Origin of the sequence: Paraburkholderia sp. HP33-1 (genome assembly GCF_021390595.1) — a bacterium.
Taxonomy (GTDB): domain Bacteria; phylum Pseudomonadota; class Gammaproteobacteria; order Burkholderiales; family Burkholderiaceae; genus Paraburkholderia.
In genome coordinates this window covers 653,254-672,944 of record NZ_JAJEJR010000003.1, presented here as the reverse complement: position 1 = coordinate 672,944, position 19,691 = coordinate 653,254, and the positions used below count along the sequence as shown (strand labels likewise).

The following is a 19,691-nucleotide window of genomic DNA, read 5'->3' as shown; positions in this document are numbered from 1 at the left end:
ACGCATTCAGCATCCAACCGATGATCGGATCACGTTGCTCGGGCCAGTGGCCGCTTTGTGGCCTCGTAGCCCACCGAGTGCAACCGGCCACCAAAGGACGTTCGTGCCTTCCCTTTACGAGGGGGCCGGGCGGCCGCTACGCGATGGCGGATCAGACATTCGTCAACCGGGTGGCAAGCCATCGGATCACCCCGAGCAACCAACGCCGCCCATCAATTCTGCTGCATTCGATCAATGTTTTTGACCGACCGCCCATGCAGATCGGCTCTCCCGACTTACAGCGGGAACGTGAACTCTAGCCAGATCTTCTCGCCCTGCGGCCGGTTTTGAGCGCCAAATTCGTGTTGCCATTTGAAGACGACTCCCGAGTATTTCGTAATGTCGTACCGAATCTGCGGCCCTATCGCATAAACGCGGCCACGGAACCCGCCGTCGAAGACAGAACCGCTGAGCTTATCGTCGGTTGTCTGCTTAAGCGCGTACCCCTGAACCCCGACCTGCAGCTTCGAAGTCACCCCATATCCAGCTACCCAGTCCAGAAACGCTAGATTTCCCGAGTGATATCCCGTGGCGCTGTTCGGCGAGTTGATTTCATATCCAGCTGTCGCCGACACTTCAACTCGCTCGAGGGGAAAGACCGTCAAGCTGACGTTGGGCATGAAGGCATAAGAATGCAGACCGGTATTAGCGAGGCGAGACGCTGAGAAGTTTCCCGTCGGGAGCGCGAAATCAAGGGCGAGATTCGAAAAGAAGTAGTGCGTCGGGGCGGCGTATCCGAAGGTCATTGCGTGAACGACTACGTCGCCGAGTCCCCATCTCGCGTCACTGACCCCGCCGGCGCTGATGTTCGCGTGAATCACTGGAACGACAAGCCCTGAAGTCATCGTGACCGGACCGAGCGTTGCGCCCCACGTGTGCAAAACCCGAGGACTGTCGACAAAGACCTGAGACTTGAATCCCGGGACGACACTACCGCCGTTAGGTCCTGCAAATCGGTCTGCAGTGTAGAAGGTGGTGTAGTTGTAGAACTGTGTTGTCCCCGGGTAGGGCAGTATGCCATTCAGAACGGTGTTTACGCCAAGCGGATAGCTTTGTAACCCGTTTTCCGTCGCCGCGGCGGTTGTGGATGCAGCCGCCAACGTCAGCGCGAGCGCTGCTTTAATCTGCTTGCAATGCATTTGAAGTCTCCAATATTTTTCATGTCCGCCCGGGGAAGAACGGATGTGGTGCGTCTGCTGCCTGGTGCGTTATCCGGAGTCGGGCTCGCCCGGAGGATAAAACGCGCTACAAACTGTCTGATGTTAAATAGGTATCCATATCAATTTCATTCGGCGAATGCACTGCGATGTACTAAGGCGATCACTCTTCGATGATCGCTACTGCTCGAGTCCAGCCGGCAGACGCGCCGCGAATTTTGAAGGGGAAACAAGCAACCTTGAAGCCGTGCGCCGGCAATGCTTCGAGGTTGTGAAGCTTCTCAAGATGGCAATAGCCCTTGAGTCGGCTCGCCTTATGGCCTTCCCATATGAGTGAGGCGTCACCGGTCGACGAATACTTTTCCTTTGTGTGCACGAACGGCGCATCCCAACTCCATCCATCCGTGCCCGTCACCTTGACGCCTTGCTCCAGAAGGAAAAGCGTTGCGTCAGCTCCCATGCCGCAGCCAGCGCTGACATAGTCGTCAGCGCCGTAGCGCCCGCCGGCCGCCGTGTTGACGAGCACAATTTCAAGAGGACTCAGCGTGTGTCCAATGCGTTCCAGTTCGTTCCTGACGTCCTCAGCCTGGACAACATACCCGTCTTCAAAGTGCCTGAAATCCAGCTTGACCCCCGGCTGGAAGCACCACTCCAGCGGCACTTCATCGATCGTGATTGCCCGCTCGCCACAGTCCATGGTTGAAGCGAAATGGTAGGGCGAATCGAGATGCGTGCCGTTATGGGTGATCAGCTCAATCCGTTCGATTGCCCAGGCTTCCCCATCGGGCAAGTCTTCCTCTTTCAACCCCGGGAAGAAGCCAGTGAGATCGGGAACTGACATCTTGTGGTCGATGTAGTGGATCTTCGGCCGGTAAATCGGCGGATCCGAAACGACGTCGTTTTCGAGATAGATTGAAAGATCAACGATGCGCTGGCTCATTTGCATACTCCCTTTGCACCCAGTTCGGCGAACGTCTCGCTGATCCAGTCGGCAATGTAATCCCGCGCGTTTTCGACGTTGTCCGCGCTCACGTGCTCGATTCCGCCTTCCCTCGGAGTAAAGAACTTCAATTCCCGCTTGGGACTGTTGACTGCGCCTTCGAACTGGGCGTGCGCGTACTCGCGCGGGATTTGACGATCATTCGAGCCGTGCGTTACTAGGAAGGGCACCGTTATCTTGTCGATGACGTGCTCCAACGTGACCTTGGGCGCGAACTCCATAAATTCTTCGAGCGAGTCCTTGCCCCACACCCACTGGACGTGTTCCCAATAGTGAGGAACCGGACGGTCACCTTCGCGGGCAAGGCGCCGGCGCTGCAATTCACCCCAGTTGAAGTTGGCTCCCCATGCGACGCAGAGCCTGAAGCGCTTCTCAAACGCTGCCGCTCGTGGCGCATAGTAGCCACCCAGTGACCAGGCGCAGACGCCGATCATGTTCGAGTCAATCTCGGACCGGGTTTCGAGGTAATCGACGACCGACCCTGCCCAGTTTTCGCTCTCCACAATGGCGTTGAGTTCATGGAGGCGCAGTGCTTCCCCGACGCCGGGCTGATCAACCATCAGTGTGGAGATGCCGCGGCGAGCGAGAGCCTGAGCGATGCCCGCGCCGTAAATCATCTCCTTTGTGCTGTCAAGGCCATTGAAGTGCGCGATGCAGGGCGCAGGGCTTCCATCGGTCCGTTCGGCTTTGACGAGGAGTCCTGCGAGCACTTTCCCCTCGTACGGAATTTCAACCCGCTCACAGTTTTCCTGGTTGAATTTGACAAACTTGTTGAACGAATCGAGCATTTTTGAATATGCAACCTGACGCGGCCGGTAATCCCGGTTCTGGGTACGCTCGGCAGTCAGGTAGTAAGTCGACGCGCGACCGTACTTCTTGCCAGCGCTCAGCAGTCGACCCTTTTCGACGTCCTCCTGTGCCAACTCTACGAGCGTATCTGCCTGCTCGCACCATGCGGCGAAGAAGGCTTCAGTGCCCTCATCGTCGCCGCGTTTGGACGCATCGACCACATCGCGGCAGATGACGTCAATCTCGCCGACGTTGCCGCCCATCATCAATGCGAGGTTCGTGGCAAGGTTCCATACATAGTTGGTCGGAAAATACTCAAGCATGTCAGTCTCTGTCGATTTGTGGGATACGCTGTAGCCGATACCGTGGACTTGTATCGGTGAAGTAAGAATCAGAACGATGTCTGGGCGGCCCCTTTGAGCGCGAGCATTTCTCTCGCTTCGTCAGGTGTCGCCACCTCAAGCGATAGTTCCTCAAGGATCCTGCGGATCTTTCGGACCTGTTCCGCGTTAGATGTCGCGAGCTTTCCCCGCTCCAGGAACAGACTGTCCTCAAGACCGACTCGCACGTTGCCGCCGAACACTGCACCCGCCGTCAGAAGCGACATCTGGTGCCGGCCTGCACCAAGGACGGAAAAGCGGTAGTTCTCGCGGCCGAACAGGCGGTCTGCGGTCGTCCGCATCAGGGCCAGGTTCTCAGGGTCCGGGCCAATGCCGCCCAGAATGCCGAAGATCGACTGGATGAAGAATGGTGGCTTGACCACGCCCTCGTTGATGAAATGCGCGAGGTTGTAGAGATGGCCGATGTCGTAGCATTCGAATTCGAACCGTGTGCCGGACTCACCAAGCTGTTCGACAATTTTCCGGATGTCGCGAAACGTGTTCCGGAAAATGATGTCCTCAGTGCCCTCGACATACGGCTTTTCCCAATCGAAGCGCCATTCCTTGATCTTTCTCGCGGCTGGATGAATCGAGAAATTCATCGAGCCCATGTTCAGGGAGCACATTTCGGGCTTCGCGATAAGCGGGTATGCGAGCCGTTCAGCGAGCGTCATGCTTGTGCTGCCGCCCGTCGTGATATTCACGATGGCGTCGGTTGACCTGGCGATCTGCGGGACGAACTGCTGAAACACCGCAGGGTCGGCCGTGGGTCTGCCATCTTTGGGATCGCGAGCATGCAGATGCAGAATCGCGGCACCGGCCTCGGCAGCCTCGATTGCCTGCTCCGCGATTTCTGCGGGCGAAAGCGGAAGGTATTCGGACATTGAAGGCGTGTGAATCGCGCCCGTCACTGCACAGCTTATGATGACTTTGTTCATCGTTATCTCTCAGGTTTAAATCGATTCGCTGAGAACCGTGTATGCATTTGCGAAAGCATCGTTGTACGCGGCGTCGGGATCGGGCTGCCCCTTCCACTCTGATTGCTCCCACCGGCCGAGCTGAAGCCCTGTCTCGTAGACAAGTTGCGCGCGGGGTGCGCGCCTCCTCCAGAACCCGTTCAGTGTCGCCTCGACGTCAGTCGCGCCCTCAAGCATTTCAGCCAAAACCACTGAATCCTCGATCGCCATCGCTGCGCCTTCGGCAAGATGGGGCGTGCCCGAGTGCGCGGCATCGCCAATCAACAAAACCCGGCCGTGGTGCCACGGTTGCGGCAGCATGACGACTTCCATCGGCCTGTAGACAACAGCAGCTGGATCATTGACAAGCTCGCGCAACTCGGCAAGCAGGCCGCCATATTCCAGCATGCGTTCGCGAAGAAGGGAGCTCAGTTGGTCTGCAGGCATGCGTGGATTGCCTTCTTCTGCGGTAACCAGAAAGAGGTACATCGACGATTCCGACAAAGGAACGAGACCGCCCTTGCTTTTCTTGCCGAAATACATGCATCCCCAATCGAAGTCTTTGGGACGCGGAAAGTTGTAGCGCCAGACACCTTGCCCGGTGTATTGCGGCTGAATCGCGTCACCAAAAAGCATTGAACGCAGTTTCGAATAGGCTCCGTCTGCCCCAATCACAAGATCGAAGCTTTCGGATTTGCCGTCCGTAAAGACAACTTCGACGCTATCGCCGTTGTCCTCAAGCGTCCTGATCGTTACCCCGAGCCGGACGTCGGTCCCCTGTTCAAGTACGGCCTCGGTAAATATTTTGTGCAGAGCAGGTCGCGTGATGCCGTTCGCCGCCGGATAGCCGGGTCCAGCGATGTTATAGCTCGCTGCTTCCCCCAAAACCGCACCGTTCGCGTCGCAAAAGCGCCATCCATTGAAGCCGCGACCGACGGAAAGACATTTCTCTCCGAGCCCCAGGCCATGCAGCGCCCGAAGCATGTTCGATGGCTGGATGATTCCCACGCCATACACTGACCAATCGGGATTCTTCTCGACTACTACGGCGTCAATATTCCTGCGTTTGAGTGCGATGGCCGCTGTAAGGCCGGCGATGCCGCCACCAACGATTAGGACTTTTCTGATGTTTCTCACGACATGTCTCCTGATTGGGGATAAACCGCTATCACCCTCCTATTGATCTATGAATCAACGCTCCTCGTGGGGCAGATCACCGGTTCCACTCAGGAATTTGAACTCCCAGTCAGGTGCTTCGCGAAGCCACTCTGGAAGGTTGTGGACGAAGTGGGCGTATCCGAAAAGCGGGACGTTCCATTCGCGAGGCACCCAGGCGTCGTCGATAAAATCTCCATCCGCTCCATATTCGGCTTCGCCACCCGTGGGACAAGGCAGATAGAAGAACAGCGCCGAATCGATGCGATGCCGACCCAGTCCGAGATGAGACTTCGGCCACCCCTTGCGCTCCATGTAGTTCGCGCCGGTCATGATCTCGTCGATGTCTTCCACGCCATAGTTCGCGTGGTGAAACCGTGGTTGCCCGTCCAGATCCGGGAACGGCAAGTCTGCGTTCAACAGGAAAAGATTGTGGTGACTGTTGCTGCCGGAAGCGCGGCAGTAGATGCCGAATCCGCGTTGATAGTCAGTCAGCCGGAAGTTCAGACGGTCCCGGAAAAACGCGAATGATTTTTTAAAATCCTTTACTGCAAAGACAACGTGCTGGATGGTCTTCGGGTGTGCTCGTCGCCGCCATTTGCGGTGCGTATTCAGGCGGTTCACAACGCCAGGTGCGTTCAGCAGGTCCGGGGCATTGATTACGGGACGCTTCTGGTACAGGGAAAGCGCCATTGGCAGACCGCAGTCGGACAGGAAGTGCGCATCGCCGGCCTCGTCGACCGTTACCTCGCGGTCGGTGGACAGATTTGCAATAAGCGCCTGGAGGCTCTTGCTGGACTCGACTCCCCAGACAACTTCGCGCACCCCTGGGCCGACCAGCGAGCAGGACGGCAAAGATTTGTCCTCCAACGCCCGCACAACGACGCTGGAGCCTTCGGCGAGGACGAATACAGAGCCTTCCGCGTCGCTTTCGACGAGCGGAAGCCCGAAATCTTCAAAGAACCGCGTGCAAACAGCTACGTCCTCGACGCCGTAGACCAACGATTTAATGCCCAGAATAGTCATGCCTATGACCTCTAATTGAGAAGACGAACGCACCCCCGACACGTGGGAAACCACATGAATTCATCGAGAGCAATAGGTATGGAGGCGTGGCGACGCCAGATTCAGGAGGGGGATTTACGGATCATGGGGTGTTGTCTCCGATGTCTGCTGGCGGCTGCCAGATCTATGTCTTGTTGGCATTCATGATCGGTCCGACGCCGCTTAATCTCAACTTGATTGTTTCAATGTGATACATTCAGCGCATGAATGTATCGGTAGAGAGAGACCATGCGATTCAACAAGCTTGACCTCAACCAGCTCGTCTTGCTTGATGCTTTGCTCGCTGAACGGAGCGTCGGACGCGCAGCGGAGCGCGTATTCTTGAGCCAGCCAGCGGCAAGCAACGGACTTGCGCGTCTTCGTGATTTCTTCGCTGACGAACTACTCGTGCATGTGGGTAGGACGATGGTGCTAACGCCACTCGCGGAGACGTTGCTGGAGCCGGTAAGAGATGTGCTCCTTCGAATACAAGCGATCACAACGGTCAGGCCGACCTTCGATCCGTCCACCTCGACCCGAAAAATCAGAATTGAAGCGTCCGATTACGTGATTGAGATTTTGTTGGCTGACGTGCTACGGACCGTCTGGGAAACTGCACCGCATATGCAGTTTGAACTTTCAGTCTTGACTGAAAATTCGCGCGATAGGCTTGATAACGGGGACGTTGAGATACTGGTTGTGCCTGATTTTTTCAATGCCGAGGGGCACCCTTCAGAGGCTCTTTTTGAAGATACGTTCTCCTGCCTCATCTGGGCTGGGAATCGGGAAGTGAAGCGACGGCTGTCCAAGGAGCAATATCTGTCGATGGGCCATGTCGGTGTCCAGTGGGGGCTAAACAGGGTTCATACGATTGACGAGACGGTGCTACTCGAACGTGGTATGCATCGACGCCGTGAAGTAGTGGCTCCGAGCTTCACACTTCTGCCGCGGATGCTGGTCGGAACAGGCAGGGTCGCGACACTACATGCGCGGCTTGCGCATGCCATCGCACCGTCGTATGAGCTGCGGGTGTTGCCATGCCCAATTCCGCTTCCTCATTTGAGGGAGACCATTCAATGGCACAAGTATCAGGCCCATGACCCTGCAATATCGTGGTTCAAAGAGCAGGTGCGCGCTGTGGCGGGTTCGCTTCCGCCCGTTAGGCGCTCCGCATAGGTGAGATCCAGGCTCGTTGTCGCAGCTCGGACGGCGTGAGCGAGCAGGAATTGCAAGCGCCCGCGAGCGGGCGGCTGTACCTTCGAAAGCAGTCGTTTCGGTTCAACCAGGCTGAAGGGCCGGTGAGGGTCGAGAGGGTGAGTTCGCTGATGCAGGAAGCTGCCGTCCCGCTACTCGATGCCGCCACCGTCGGCAATCCGCCACATTACTGATGTAGAACCCTGTCCGTTCCAATGTCAGCAATGGCCGAACTGCGCTCATCGTTCGTCCGGCAGATTGCGAAGTAAACGAGTCGTTCGCATGACGGCTCCGCGCGGTAAACGAGCTTCATTTCATGGCCGCGTCCAGTCCGATCACCCACCCAAGAGTCCGCCGTTGCCTGAGACCGACCCGCTCCTGACTTATCCTGCAATGCGTTTGAAACTGGCGTAGTAATCCTCGGTGTAGTAACAGTCGCTCGCCTGCCTGCGCGGTCCGCCACACACAATCCGGCGCTGCCCGCGATCCGTCGAACCTGGCGTGCGAACTGTGTATGCGTGGTAGTAGCCGCGCGGATGCTGCGGCAGCAATCCCGCGCTGTTGCGGAACAGGACACCGTCCTCGGAAAAAGGAAAAGGGCCGCCCGCTTTGATCAGACGCAGTGTTTCGGTTGCTTCCCCCGGCAACTGCGCCTTGGTGACAGTGCCCAGCGCACCCCGCTCCTGCGCGCCCGATGCGGCGGATGCTTCGCTCGCGGCTTGCCCCGGCTGAACCTGCGCCTGACTCGCAGATGCGCCTGGTTCCTGGGCAGCGTTTTGCGATCCGCCTTTGCCACATCCGCCGAGGATCGCGCACAAGGCGAGGATGCAGGAGAAACCCCAAGCTCGTTTCATGAAACGGTTGCCTCCGGTTTGACCAGCATTGGACGACCATGAACGATTTGAGGGTATCGCTAAAGGCAGAGTGGATCAATGTTTGTCCCACGGTGGGATGCCCGAAAACGCGTTGACCAGAAAATCGATTGCCGCACGAACTTTTGCGCTCACGTGGCGACGGCTCGGGTACAAGGCGAGCACATCGATATCCGGCAAGCGATACTCAGGCAATAGCTGAACCAGTCTGCCGGCGCGGAGATCTTCGCCAATCAGAAACGTGGGCTGCCAGATCACGCCGTGTCCCGCGAGCGCCGCCCCGCGTGCTGTGTCGCCGTTGTTGGTGTGCATATGACAGTTGACCTCGACAGCATGAGTTTTGCCGTCGCGGTCCATCAGTCGCCACTCGTCCGCCGTTGCAGCATACGTATAGCCGATGCATCGGTGTCTGAGCAGGTCCGCCGGCCTCTCCGGATGTCCCCAACGCTCCACGTAATCGGGAGAAGCACACAGGATGTTTCTCGATGTCGCCAGTTTGCGGGCCGCATGATCGACCGTGCCGGCGCGCGAGATACGAATGGCGAGATCAAAGCCCTCTTCGACGATATCAACGATGCGGTCGATCAGCGTGATGTCGAGTTCGACGTCCGGATATTGCTGCATGAACTGTGGCCACAGCGGCGCGAGATGCCGGATACCGAAGCTGACAGGTGCATTGATACGCAACCGTCCGCGCGGTTCGATCGACGTTGTCGACACGAGTCCTTCCGTTTCAGCCACGTCCTCCAAGATTACCTTGCAGCGCGAATAGAGCGTTTCACCGGCTTCAGTCAGCGACAACCTTCGCGAGGTGCGATTGAGAAGTCGTGCACCGAGATGCGCCTCCAGTTCATTCACATAGCGAGTCACGTTCGCCGGGGAGGTTTCGAGCGCATCGGCCGCGCGCGCAAAGCTGCCCCGGTTGACTACGGTCACGAAGACTTCAAACGCGCGCAGCCGGTCCATATTGCGCTCCACTCATTCACAAAAAATGAATGATACCGCCACATTTTTGGTCTTTCTCTCGCAAGAACGGAACCCTATAGTTTGTTTGAACGAGCCGACGCATGGGGCGTCGGCTCACGATGAAACCGGAGAGTGAACATGCAACGCTTGACAGGAAAAGTCGCTATCGTCACCGGCTCCAGCGCAGGCATTGGCCGTGCTGCCGCAAAGTTGTTCGCCGCGGAAGGCGCAAAGGTCGTCGTCGCGGCACGCCGCGAGGCCGAACTCGAGGCGCTCGTGGCGGAGATCGCCCGCGACGGAGGTACGGCTATCTCGCTGGCAGGCGATGTGCAATCCGAAGAATTTGCGAAAGCGCTGGTCGCACTCGCCGTCAGCCGCTTCGGCCGTCTCGACATCGCCTACAACAATGCGGGAACGCTCGGTGAAATGGGACCGTCCACAGGCGTCTCGGAAGCAGGCTTTTCAGCCGCGCTGGCCACCAACCTGACGAGCGCGTTTCTCGGCGCCAAGCATCAGATTCCTGAAATGATCAAGCAAGGCGGCGGGTCGATCATCTTCACCTCGACGTTCGTCGGCTACTCGTTCGCGTTCCCTGGGACTGCCGCCTATGCCGCGAGCAAGGCCGGGCTGATCGGACTGACGCAAGCGCTCGCGGCTGAATACGGCCCGCAAGGCGTGCGCGTCAACGCGATCCTCCCGGGCGCGGTGGACACGGATATGTATCGCGGGATGAACGATACGGCCGAATCGCAGGCGTTCGTGACAGGCCTGCACGCGCTCAAGCGAGTTGCCAGGCCGGAAGAGATTGCACGCTCGGCGCTCTACCTCGCCTCAGACGATTCGTCCTTCGTGACGGGCACGGCTTCGTTGGTCGACGGTGGAGTCTCGATTACGCGCACTTGAGCGAGCTCATTCATTCGCTTGCGTCGCTCACGCGAGCCTTTTCCTCGATCCGCCTGAGCGCGTTGGCCATATCGGTGGCCAGCTCGGGCGGCGTGCCTCGTGTGCGCCGATCGGACATCGAGCGCACCTTGCTGGCGCGCTTGCGCTCCGCTTCGAACTCCTCCAGCCAGTGGTCGAACAGCACGCTGGCTTCGCGTTGCGTGACGTCCGGATTCTTCCGCATCTGCTGGTACGCGGCGATCAGGTTCGCCTTCGCAATCTCGACTCCGTCCGCGCCATCCCACAGCGCCCTCATCGCGTCCATCTTCAGATCATTGAACGGCAACAGGCTGTCGTCTCCGCGTACCTCCGAGCCGCTGATGCCGAGCAGCACGAAGTCCGATTCCCGATACGGCGTTTGATCGCTTGCGCCGGCCGCGCTGGAAACATACAAACGTCGGTCGCATACGCGAAGCGTGTCCGGGTTCTGCGGCACGGGTGGCGTGATCATGGCGTAGAAGCCCGTCCTGAGAGGATCAAGCGGCGAGGTGGTCAGCGAAATCCGCTGGCCGGCGAGCATCACGGTGCCATCGAGCCCAAGCAGACCCTCCACCCCTTCAAGCAGCGCCGCTCCCGTTTTCGCGATCATCGCCAACTGGCTGGCCGCCCCGAGCGCTCCCGACAGCCGTTCGATCACACTGAGCAGCTTCTGTGCATAGTTGCGCCGGACGATCTGATAGAAGCTGACCGACACGTCGATATCCCCGCCCCTGTATGGGCACGGGCCCGTCACACACATGTCGAGCAACAGCGAGCCATGCTTCGGAGTCTGCCCCTCGGCCTGCTTGCCGATCAGATTGGGACCGACCACGCTTGGCACCGTCACACGCTGGTTGCCGTAGTTGAACTCCGTCAATACCAGCACGAGCGGATCGTAGACCACATACCACTCGCGATTCGCACTCAAATGCATTTCGTTCACGCGCAGCGTGAAGTACGCCTCATCGCGACCGATCCAGACACCCGCTGCGCCGTCCGGCGAACATCTGTCGGGCGCGATCGCGGCAACCATGGGCAGTGGCACCTGACCACGCCTTATCGTGTCCCACATGCGTTCAATCTGAGCGAAGAAGTCAGCCATGGATCGGCCTCTCACGATGGACAAAGCGGCGTGGCGGTTCGAATCTGATAGATCACGGCTTCGGGTTCCGAGAAGAATGGAGTGTCCGCGCCGCTTCTCTTGATCAATTCGCACGCGGTATGTTTCAGCCACGGCAGCGAGGCTTGTTGAAGCCATTCAGCACGGCCCGGACGAAGATCCCAGATACGTACCGACATCGGGTTTCTGAAATCGCGTTGCTGAAGCAGCAGCAACAGGTTGCCATCGCGCGTGAATTGCAACTTGGTGCCGCCGGCGTCGCCGGTCATCAGCGGGCCGGTCATTGAGGGCAGTGCGTTCGCGGAGTTGGGCCGCGCAAGGCTATTTTCGACGACCCACAGTCCGCGCGGCGCCGCCCAGGCCACTCGCAACCGGTCATCAAGCCACACGCCGGCGAGCGGCGGGGCAGCCCACGGGGTCGGCCCAGTCACCAGACGCAAGTCTTCAGGTCCCGGTTGCGTGGTTTGCAGCGGGTCCTGCGGCGGAACGAAGCCGATTCGCAACGGCGCGACCTTTCCAGAGGTACTCCGCAGGATGGCCAGCACGTCAAATAGATACAGCCAAGGCTCCACGCCCTTGAAGAGAATCGCGTCCCGGCCCAGCACGAAGCTCGTCCCCACGGTTTGATGCTGGCCCGCTGCGCTGGTCGCGGTCAGTCTCGCCACGGCAATGTATTTGGGTGGCTCGAACCCATCCACACGTCCCATGTACAGATCGAGCCCGGCCGACGGCGACGGACCGGATCCCGACACGAGACGTTGATAACGACGCGAGACGAGATCGCTGAAGTCCGCGCTGGCTCGCTCTCCACCTTCGTAGAGATAGGCAAACGTGTCGGGCAACTTGATCGAAGGAGAAAACACCGGGCCGAACGACAGGCGGGTCAGGCTCTGTATGACGCGTCGCGTCGGCAGCGCCGTTTCCGACCTGAGCGCGGCGGCGTCGACATAGACGACGCTCAGGTCGTAGGTGCCGCCGGAGGAAAAGCTACTCGCAGTGATCAGCAACTTGCCGCCGATAAAATCGTAGCGTGGAAACACGGCGCCCCTGATCACCTCGGGCAAGATGTTGCGCAAGTTGCGCATGACCGGGCTACCTTGCTCGTCCCAGTAGTACGCGTAACCGGCAACCAGCGCGACCGGCCCGATCTGGTCGATGAACCCCACCGACGGCAGGAAGTTGCCGTTCGGGTTGTTGGCGGGTGGCGCGGGCAGTTCGAGGTGTTTGACCACCGGCAGTTGCGCGTAGTCGTAACCCGACGGGAGAGCCACGATGGCGAGCGATTTTCCGCCTCGCTCCAGTAGCGCCACCTGGCCGCCCGCCGCGTCCAGACCCGCGGCAAGGTATTGCCCGGTGAGTGCAGGCATGCGCACGAGCGTCTGTCTCAACGCGCTGATCGAGGCGTCGTGCGACGGCTGGTTGCCGCGTATCAGCCACTCGTAAAAGCTGTCGACACGGTCCGTGGCATCGAGATTGGCGAGCAGCAGCGCGAGGCTCTGCCTGAAATTGCCGCGCGGCGCGAAACTGGCGAGGCTGTTGCGCGCCGCGACGAGCGTCTCTTTCTCTTGCAGCAGGTCGTGGCTTCGCCAGGTGATTACCGCGAACGCCATCGCGAGGACGGCGACCAACCCCCCCATGCTCCAGAGCACTTTCTGCCGGCTTCGGCGTTCCGCCTTCTGTAGCTGGAGCCGCTCGGTATAGGACAGTTTCCACCGCACCAGCGCGGTTGACAGAACATCGTGCTGCAGGCTGAAATAGCGCGGCTTTTCCGGCGGCTCGCCGCGCAGCAAGGGTCGCCGCCCGTGGCTGAGCTCGAAGAACACGGCGCGCACGTCGCCCTCGATCTTTTCGTCGCGCGCGCGCTTTTCCAGCTCCTCCACGGACTCGGTCAAGGACACGAGCGTGCCGCCACCCTGCCGGCTGACGAGGCTGTACAACAGCGCATACCATTGATCCGGGTGCGAGCGGGTCCGGCGCGCAGCCTCGCTGACGACATCATGAACATAGGTCTTCATGATGCCGTCCACTCCCCCGAGCGAATGGAAATCCGCATGCGTGATGACCCGTTTGTGCGCGGTCAGACAGCTGAACAGCGCCGAGCAGATCACCTGCAACACCGGAGTAACCGAGCCGACCGGATAGGACTTCAGCAGGTCGTCGACGATTTCCTCACGCACGCCCGGGTTGTACGAGAAGTTGTAAACGGAACTGCCGTCGGCGTGCGTCGCGGTGGTCGGCAGGCTCAGGACGCGCAGTAGCGCCTCCTTGTCTCGTATCGAGCGCAACAGGTAAGGTTCGACGCCGCCGTGTTTCGGCCGATCGCTAAGACGGGTATCGCTGATGCGCAGCTCATCGCGAAAGCGGCCGTAGTATTCCGTTCTCAGCGAGATGATGATGCGCACGTCGATATTGAGCAGATAGACCTTCTCGAGAAAAAGGAAGAACGCCGCCGATGCAGCGCGAACCTCGGGATCGCCGGTATCGCGCGTGAGGACTTCTTCGGCCTGATCCAGCACGAGCACCAGCCTGCCGGGCAGTTGGCCGCAGATATCGAGCAGCACCTCGGCAAGCCCGATCGCGAGCTGCCGTCGCGGACTTTTCGCCAGCCCGCGCAGGCGGTGGCACACGTCGTCGCGCACGTCGCGATCGACCAGCGTACAGACGTCGTTCGCGGCTTCGCCGGCGGCCTCACCCACGATGATCGCCCCACTGTCGAGCGCGTTCGTGAGCGCGTGGCTGATCTGCGGTAAAGGGTCTGCGGTACAGCGGATCGTATGATCGTCACCACCGAGAAACAGACTGCGTCGCTCGGGGTCCTGGCGCAGATAATGGATGAGCCCGGCACGCAGGAACGACGACTTTCCCGCGCCGCTCGAACCCTGTAGCAGCAGTATCTTCACGCCAAAGCGCAGCAGCGATTCCGCACACTGGCGAATGTTTTCGTCGCGCTCGGAGAAAAGAACCGCATCGGTTTCGCGATAAAACCGCAGGCCCGGATACGGATGCTTCGGCCATTTCCCATCGTGTCGATGAGTGTCCACGATTTACGCCGCCTTCAGATGGGTGAACGGCGTCGCCAACCTGAAGCGGCGATCCGCGTAGCACGTATAAAACAGGTTCAGCGGGAACAGGTCGTTGTCGTTCTGCATGTGATCGAACGCGTCCCCGAGCGAGAGGCCCTCCGCACACAAGCCCCACATGATCCGGGTGCCGCACCGGATGGCATGCGTATTGAGGATTTCGGCCTCGGTGCCGATCAGCCCGCAGAACCCTCGCTCGGCAACCGCACCGAGCAGGGAGCAGTTCTCGCCACCCGTCGCGGACAGGCAGCAATTGAGCACGATCAGCGCGGTATGTGCATCGTCGCGATTGCGGTGCAGCATCTCCGCGAACTGCAGCGAGTCGATCCTCGTACCGTCGAGTTCGAGCATGTCGCCATTGGAATGCGCGAAAACGAACACGACGCCGTCCCATCCCGCCGCTTCACCGCAGGCGCGCTGGGCGTCGGGCCAGTCGTAGTAGCCTTTGCGAAAGTCGATCGTCGTGAGCAGCAGATCGAGGTGGGCCCGGTCGTCGCCGAGGTAAGCGGCGGCATTCGCCAGCTCGCTCCTGTGCAGCGCATACAGCGACTTGAACGAAGCCGGATCAATGACGAGCGCGCCGCACGGCCCGCCGTCGATCGCCATCGTGATCTTGAACCGATTGAGCCAGAATCCTGCAAAGTCTTCACGTGACGGCCGTTTTGCATCCGTCGCCGGCGCGTCCGTGGTCTCGGGAGCGGGCGCGTCGTTCGCATAGACGAAGCCGAGCGGCAGCGTCACCTGATCGTCGGAGCAGAAGATTTTCACTTCGGTGCCGGGTGGCAGCGCATCCAGCGCTTCGAGCAATTCCTGCGCATGCTCGTCCCTGAAGTTGAAGATGGCCTTCGAAAGCCATCGCCCACATTCCGTAAGCCGGTTGAGAATTTCCCTGTAGCGAACCCAGCCCGGGTCTTTGCTTTCGTCGAGCTGAGTCGTCTGGACGTAATCGTTGAGGTCGTTCAGCTCGTCGCGTATCTTCCGCCCGCGATCGAGCAGGAACGTTTTCGGCAGCAAAATGGGCCTGGATCGACGACCGCCCTCGTCCGAGCGCCAGACCAACTTGATGCTGTCGCCGTTGGGATCAAGAAAGAGTTGCATGTTGCCCCCTCGCCCCGCCCATCAAGCTCTCTAGACAAACGGTGCTTATGTCCGATTTTTAAATCAAGCTTCGCAATAGTCAGATTGAAGGCGTATGGAGACGATTGTTTGGCCGGTAAATGCTTGCGAATGCGGAATGTGCGCATCCGTTGCAGCGCAGCGGCGCATCTGGACGGCTCAGCGCCGCGAGCGTGCGCTGCAGATCATTGGCAGCCGGCTCGAACGCGGCGTCGCATTGCAGCAGGATCGGGAGGCCGTCGATCAAACGCGCCTGCCTAGACCACCTGCAGCTGTAACGAACGGCTATCCACTGGCTGCTGGTTCACGAAATACACGGTCTCGACCCGATACCGGCCCTGCGGCATCCCATTGGGCAACTCCACATTGAACTGCGCTTCGTAGGCTCCGCTGCCCGTATCACGCGATACGTCCTGCCGATGCACGATCAGCGGCTCCGTCTTGCCGTATCCGTACAAGCGGAGTTCAGCGCTCAGGTCGTTGATCTGCGTGCTCTGGCCTCTGACGGCCTCGATGTTGGAGACCACCAGGAATCGGCTGCCATGCTCGACCACCTGCGACGGCTGCGTGCTGAGATCGGCCCTGTAGATGATCGGCTGCGCCGGTAGCTGTCCGCCGTGCGCACGCAGATAGTCCGCCTCGACCTGGGGCGCGTCCCGGGTCTTGCGCATCGCGAAGTGAATCGCGACGCACGCCGCGGCGCCTGCCCCTGCGCCGATCGCCGCGCCTTTGCCGTTGCCCGCGGCCGCGCCGATCAAAGCCCCCGCAGCCAGCGCGCCCGCGCACGCCAGCATCTCCGAGGTGTTCATGTTCTCGCATGCGGACAGCGCGACGCAGGCCAGCGCAACGCACGCGCGCATGCGCATCGGCGCTCGATGCCGCAGTGGCGACTGTGGCGGCCGTGGCGGCTCTGGCCGATCAACGATCGAAGCGTTCATCTGCAACTTGCTCCTTGGCATGGGCTGGCCGGCTCATCGCTTGTAATCCTCGACGCGCACGCCGGTCTGCCCCTGCCGAATCAGCCCTTGCGCCTGGCTGATGATGCGGTCCGCAGCGGCGGCATTGTTCTCGTCGTACCGCTTCGCGTTCGACGCCAGCTCCACCGCGCAATCGAGTCCGCCGCGCTCGAGCTGCGTGCCCGCGGCGCTCATCAGCATCGCGCCGAACTGCTTGCGCTGCTGGAGGATCGCGGCGCGCACCGCGTCGTTCGACGCGGCGGGTGGTGGCGGCGTCGCCGTCGGACAGACCGGCTCCGGCCGCGGCGGTGCTGGCGTACGTTGCGCGCGCGCCGCCGCCGCGAGACGCGCCGCTTCGGCGCCGAGCGTGCGCTCCTTGCCGGCTTGCGCCAGCGCGACCTGAACCTCGCGCTGGGCCACTAATGCAACGGCGTTGTCGCGATCGAGCACGAGCACACCCGCTGCTGCGTTGTTCGCGCACTCCCAATCGCCACTCTGCAGACAGCTACCGATCTGCATGACCAGCGCGTCGGTCTTGTGCCGCACGGCCACCGGCGGACGATGCGCGAGCCATCCGCCGGCGGCGCCCATCATCATTCCGGCGGCCGCGCCGACGCCGATCATCAGCATTCGCCGCCTGCGCAGCGCGGCGACCACGCGCTGCTCAACGTTGCGAGTGGCGCTCTCGATCTCGGTCCTGGCCTGTGCGATCTGAGACAGCAGCGAGTCGTTTTCCTTGCGCAGCGTCGCCTGCTTCGCTTGCAGCTCGCTGTTCTGTTGCCGGGTCGTCTGGAACACACTTTCGAGGCCGCGCATGTTGTCCTCGAGCGCCGCATGCTTCGTCGCGGCGTCGCGGGTTTCGCGGCGTGCCTCGTCGGTGGACTTGAGCTGGTCTTCGAACGCCTGCTTGTGTTTCGCGATCTCCGCATGCAGGTTCTTGACGATCCGCTCGCGCTCGGCTTCGACGCTTTTCAGCTGCTCGGCCAGCTTCTCGTACAGCCTCGCTGCGACATGCGGCTCCGCTGGTTCGGCTGGCTCGGTCGGTCCGGCAGGCCCAGCTTGAGGCGATGTGCCTGTCGGCGTCGGAACAATGATGGTGGCGTCGGAGGGAGTCGGTTCGCTTTCAACGGCCCGCTTCGCGAGTTCGGATGGCGTGGACGGTTCTGCGTGTTTGTGTGAGCGCCCGTGTCCCGGCGGTTCTTCTGTCTTCGGTTGCTCCTTGACCTCCGCGTGATCCTCGCGTTTCCCCGTTTCTCCGATCCGCTCCGGCGCGCCCCCCGCCTTCCCCGACTCCGACGATTCGTCGCGCGCCCCGGGCTCGACCGATGTCTGCTGCGACAGGAGCGCCTGCTGCTTGCGCCACGCGCAGCGCAACACGTTCGCGTTCTGCGGCTGGTTGCACTCGTCGATGGCTCCCTCGACCTGAACGACCCGGGGCCACCGCCCGCACCCTCTGCATCGCTTTTCGTCGTTCACGATATCCGCTCCGCTCAGCCGTGCTCGCTGAACACGAACACTTCGTCAGGGACGTTGTCGACCGCATGCCGGCCGAAACAACGCGTCAGCGGCAAAATCATCTTCACGCCGTCGCCTTCCGAACCCACCTCGACGAGAGCAAGCGGGGCGTAATGGTGCTCGACGCCCTGCGGCGGCAATGCGGCGGGTTCTCCTCCGTGTTGCGGCCAGATCACGTCGCCCGTCGCCACGCGCGCCGCGACCAGCCAGTAGTCACCGCTGCGGTAGACATGCGTGGGCGAGCGCTCGAACATGACTTCGATGCCATCCTCGAGCGCGAGCCACTCGTCCTCGACGATCTGCGCGGCGCCGTCCACCAGTTCGAGCCCGCCCTTGCGCGGCTCACCGGGCTGTTGATCCCAGCGGCGCAGGATCAGCGCTTCGCCCTCGCGCGAAGCGTGCTTTCGCAAGGCCGTATCGACCTTGATCTGGCGGCTCGCCGGGTCGACCCACACCACCTTCGGCAACGCGCCCGCGCCGCCGTGCAACAGCCGCTCCTCGTCAACCAGCTCGACGATCTGGCCCACTGCGATGCCCATCGTCTCGTCGCGGGCCCATTCGCGCAACGTCACCGTCAGGCAGTCCTCGGCGAGGCTTTCCACGCGAAAGGCCACCACGCCGTTGTCGCGGGAAAACTTGAAGCTCGGCCGCGGCCGCTCGCCACTCTTGCCGCCCTGATGAATCTCGATGCGGTATAGCTGGTTCTCGGGACCGCGATAAGTCGCGCGCGCTTCACCCATGCCCGCCGCGGACTGCGAGTCGACTTCCCGCGCACGCACGCGCAATGCACCGCGATGGCGGTTTTGCCAGCCGGCCAGCAGCTCCGGCCACGGCGGATTCATGTTCATGAACCCGCGGGCCCGCTCACGCAGCGTCGCCGTGCGCACCTGCCAGACCACCCGCATGCGCGCGGCCGTATCCGCGCCGCCCAGCGCGACTTCGCTCATTGCTTCGTCATCGAGCGCGGTGACCTCGCGCTCCCACACATCCAGATAGACGAGATAGCAGCCCGCCGCTTCAATGCCGCGTCCGCGATGTTCGGCGCCGGCGTGCTGCGAGTAGTGAAGGAACCTGTCGTTCTCGCACAGGATGCCGTCCACGTAGTAGCGGCCCTTGGAGATGATCAGATCGGTCCGCTCGAGCTGGCGCAACATCACGACGACTTCGTCGCGATCCTGGGCGACCACTTCCTCCACCAGATCCTCCTCCGTGAGCAGCACGCGAAAACCGCACGCCGCAAACGGACCACCGTAGCGGCCGGTGAGGTCGATCATCATCGTGCGCAGCGTGCGCAGCATGATCGACGCCTGCTCGTTCAGGTCCGCATCCAGCTGCACGCGCCCCTGTTGCCAGATGACACGGCTGAAGCCGTTGGCGGGGTCGAAGCTGTCGCGTGATATGTCGACGTTTTTCATCATGGCCTCCGTTCGT

General features: G+C 60.9%; 16 protein-coding genes. 2 read left to right on the top strand and 14 right to left on the bottom strand.

All coding sequences use genetic code 11. The features are described 5' to 3' along the window. Positions 1-275 precede the first annotated feature (275 nt). The 6 genes from L0U81_RS30025 to L0U81_RS30000 all read right to left on the bottom strand — a co-directional run bounded on the left by L0U81_RS30025 (position 276) and on the right by L0U81_RS30000 (position 6,502). Complete coding sequence (locus L0U81_RS30025; protein WP_233809259.1) at positions 276-1,178, bottom strand: SphA family protein; 903 nt, start codon at positions 1,176-1,178, stop codon at positions 276-278. A gap of 181 nt (positions 1,179-1,359) precedes the next feature. Further along, positions 1,360-2,136 carry a cyclase family protein gene (locus L0U81_RS30020; RefSeq protein ID WP_233809257.1) on the bottom strand — a complete coding sequence of 259 codons (777 nt, stop codon included), beginning with the start codon at positions 2,134-2,136 and terminating at the stop codon, positions 1,360-1,362. Beyond that, entirely contained in the window at positions 2,133-3,308 is a 1,176-nt protein-coding gene (locus tag L0U81_RS30015) for an alpha/beta hydrolase family protein (RefSeq protein ID WP_233809255.1), read from the bottom strand. The genes L0U81_RS30020 and L0U81_RS30015 overlap by 4 nt, the downstream gene beginning before the upstream one ends. Before the next feature lie 68 nt (positions 3,309-3,376). After that, complete coding sequence (locus L0U81_RS30010) at positions 3,377-4,303, bottom strand: 3-keto-5-aminohexanoate cleavage protein (RefSeq protein ID WP_233809253.1); 927 nt, start codon at positions 4,301-4,303, stop codon at positions 3,377-3,379. A gap of 15 nt (positions 4,304-4,318) precedes the next feature. After that, positions 4,319-5,458, bottom strand: a complete 1,140-nt coding sequence (locus L0U81_RS30005) for an FAD-dependent oxidoreductase (protein ID WP_233809251.1) — start codon at positions 5,456-5,458, stop codon at positions 4,319-4,321. 54 nt (positions 5,459-5,512) lie between these two features. After that, positions 5,513-6,502 (bottom strand): VOC family protein, encoded by a 990-nt coding sequence (locus L0U81_RS30000; RefSeq protein ID WP_233809249.1) that lies wholly within the window; start codon positions 6,500-6,502, stop codon positions 5,513-5,515. A 267-nt stretch (positions 6,503-6,769) separates the two neighbouring features. Here L0U81_RS30000 and L0U81_RS29995 point away from each other — a divergent pair, with 267 nt between their 5' ends. Continuing rightward, entirely contained in the window at positions 6,770-7,696 is a 927-nt protein-coding gene (locus tag L0U81_RS29995) for a LysR family transcriptional regulator (protein ID WP_233809248.1), read from the top strand. 401 nt (positions 7,697-8,097) lie between these two features. Here the strand turns inward: L0U81_RS29995 and L0U81_RS29990 are convergent, their stop codons facing one another. Both L0U81_RS29990 and L0U81_RS29985 read right to left on the bottom strand, forming a co-directional pair. Further along, positions 8,098-8,568, bottom strand: a complete 471-nt coding sequence (locus L0U81_RS29990; protein ID WP_233809246.1) for a ribonuclease — start codon at positions 8,566-8,568, stop codon at positions 8,098-8,100. A gap of 75 nt (positions 8,569-8,643) precedes the next feature. After that, positions 8,644-9,552 (bottom strand): LysR family transcriptional regulator, encoded by a 909-nt coding sequence (locus tag L0U81_RS29985; protein ID WP_233809244.1) that lies wholly within the window; start codon positions 9,550-9,552, stop codon positions 8,644-8,646. Positions 9,553-9,690: 138 nt separating this feature from the next. On the opposite strand from L0U81_RS29985, the gene L0U81_RS29980 reads away from it, so the two are divergent. Further along, positions 9,691-10,455, top strand: coding sequence for an SDR family oxidoreductase (locus L0U81_RS29980; RefSeq protein WP_233809242.1), 765 nt, complete (start codon positions 9,691-9,693; stop codon positions 10,453-10,455). Positions 10,456-10,465: 10 nt separating this feature from the next. Here L0U81_RS29980 and L0U81_RS29975 read toward each other — a convergent pair whose 3' ends face one another. From L0U81_RS29975 to L0U81_RS29950, 6 genes are all read right to left on the bottom strand, one after another. Continuing rightward, positions 10,466-11,518: a hypothetical protein gene (locus L0U81_RS29975; RefSeq protein ID WP_233809240.1), complete on the bottom strand. Its 1,053-nt coding sequence runs from the start codon at positions 11,516-11,518 to the stop codon at positions 10,466-10,468. A 68-nt stretch (positions 11,519-11,586) separates the two neighbouring features. Next, on the bottom strand, positions 11,587-14,634 hold the full coding sequence (locus L0U81_RS29970; RefSeq protein WP_233809238.1) for an nSTAND1 domain-containing NTPase: 3,048 nt from the start codon (positions 14,632-14,634) through the stop codon (positions 11,587-11,589). Positions 14,635-14,637: 3 nt separating this feature from the next. Further along, entirely contained in the window at positions 14,638-15,771 is a 1,134-nt protein-coding gene (locus tag L0U81_RS29965; RefSeq protein WP_233809236.1) for a hypothetical protein, read from the bottom strand. A 275-nt stretch (positions 15,772-16,046) separates the two neighbouring features. Next, positions 16,047-16,655, bottom strand: a complete 609-nt coding sequence (locus tag L0U81_RS29960; protein ID WP_233809234.1) for a hypothetical protein — start codon at positions 16,653-16,655, stop codon at positions 16,047-16,049. 105 nt (positions 16,656-16,760) lie between these two features. After that, a complete protein-coding gene (locus L0U81_RS29955; RefSeq protein ID WP_233809232.1) occupies positions 16,761-18,221 on the bottom strand; it encodes a hypothetical protein in 1,461 nt (486 codons plus the stop codon). 14 nt (positions 18,222-18,235) lie between these two features. Beyond that, on the bottom strand, positions 18,236-19,678 hold the full coding sequence (locus tag L0U81_RS29950; protein ID WP_233809230.1) for a DUF6519 domain-containing protein: 1,443 nt from the start codon (positions 19,676-19,678) through the stop codon (positions 18,236-18,238). Positions 19,679-19,691 lie beyond the last annotated feature (13 nt).

Coding starts and splice junctions, on each gene's coding strand:
- L0U81_RS30000 (WP_233809249.1), bottom strand. CDS start 6,502: ATGACTATTCTGGGCATTAAATCGTTGGTCTACGGCGTCGAGGACGTA.
- L0U81_RS29995 (WP_233809248.1), top strand. CDS start 6,770: ATGCGATTCAACAAGCTTGACCTCAACCAGCTCGTCTTGCTTGATGCT.
- L0U81_RS30025 (WP_233809259.1), bottom strand. CDS start 1,178: ATGCATTGCAAGCAGATTAAAGCAGCGCTCGCGCTGACGTTGGCGGCT.
- L0U81_RS29985 (WP_233809244.1), bottom strand. CDS start 9,552: ATGGACCGGCTGCGCGCGTTTGAAGTCTTCGTGACCGTAGTCAACCGG.
- L0U81_RS29950 (WP_233809230.1), bottom strand. CDS start 19,678: ATGATGAAAAACGTCGACATATCACGCGACAGCTTCGACCCCGCCAAC.
- L0U81_RS30010 (WP_233809253.1), bottom strand. CDS start 4,303: ATGAACAAAGTCATCATAAGCTGTGCAGTGACGGGCGCGATTCACACG.
- L0U81_RS29965 (WP_233809236.1), bottom strand. CDS start 15,771: ATGCAACTCTTTCTTGATCCCAACGGCGACAGCATCAAGTTGGTCTGG.
- L0U81_RS29980 (WP_233809242.1), top strand. CDS start 9,691: ATGCAACGCTTGACAGGAAAAGTCGCTATCGTCACCGGCTCCAGCGCA.
- L0U81_RS30015 (WP_233809255.1), bottom strand. CDS start 3,308: ATGCTTGAGTATTTTCCGACCAACTATGTATGGAACCTTGCCACGAAC.
- L0U81_RS29960 (WP_233809234.1), bottom strand. CDS start 16,655: ATGCGCATGCGCGCGTGCGTTGCGCTGGCCTGCGTCGCGCTGTCCGCA.
- L0U81_RS30020 (WP_233809257.1), bottom strand. CDS start 2,136: ATGAGCCAGCGCATCGTTGATCTTTCAATCTATCTCGAAAACGACGTC.
- L0U81_RS29990 (WP_233809246.1), bottom strand. CDS start 8,568: ATGAAACGAGCTTGGGGTTTCTCCTGCATCCTCGCCTTGTGCGCGATC.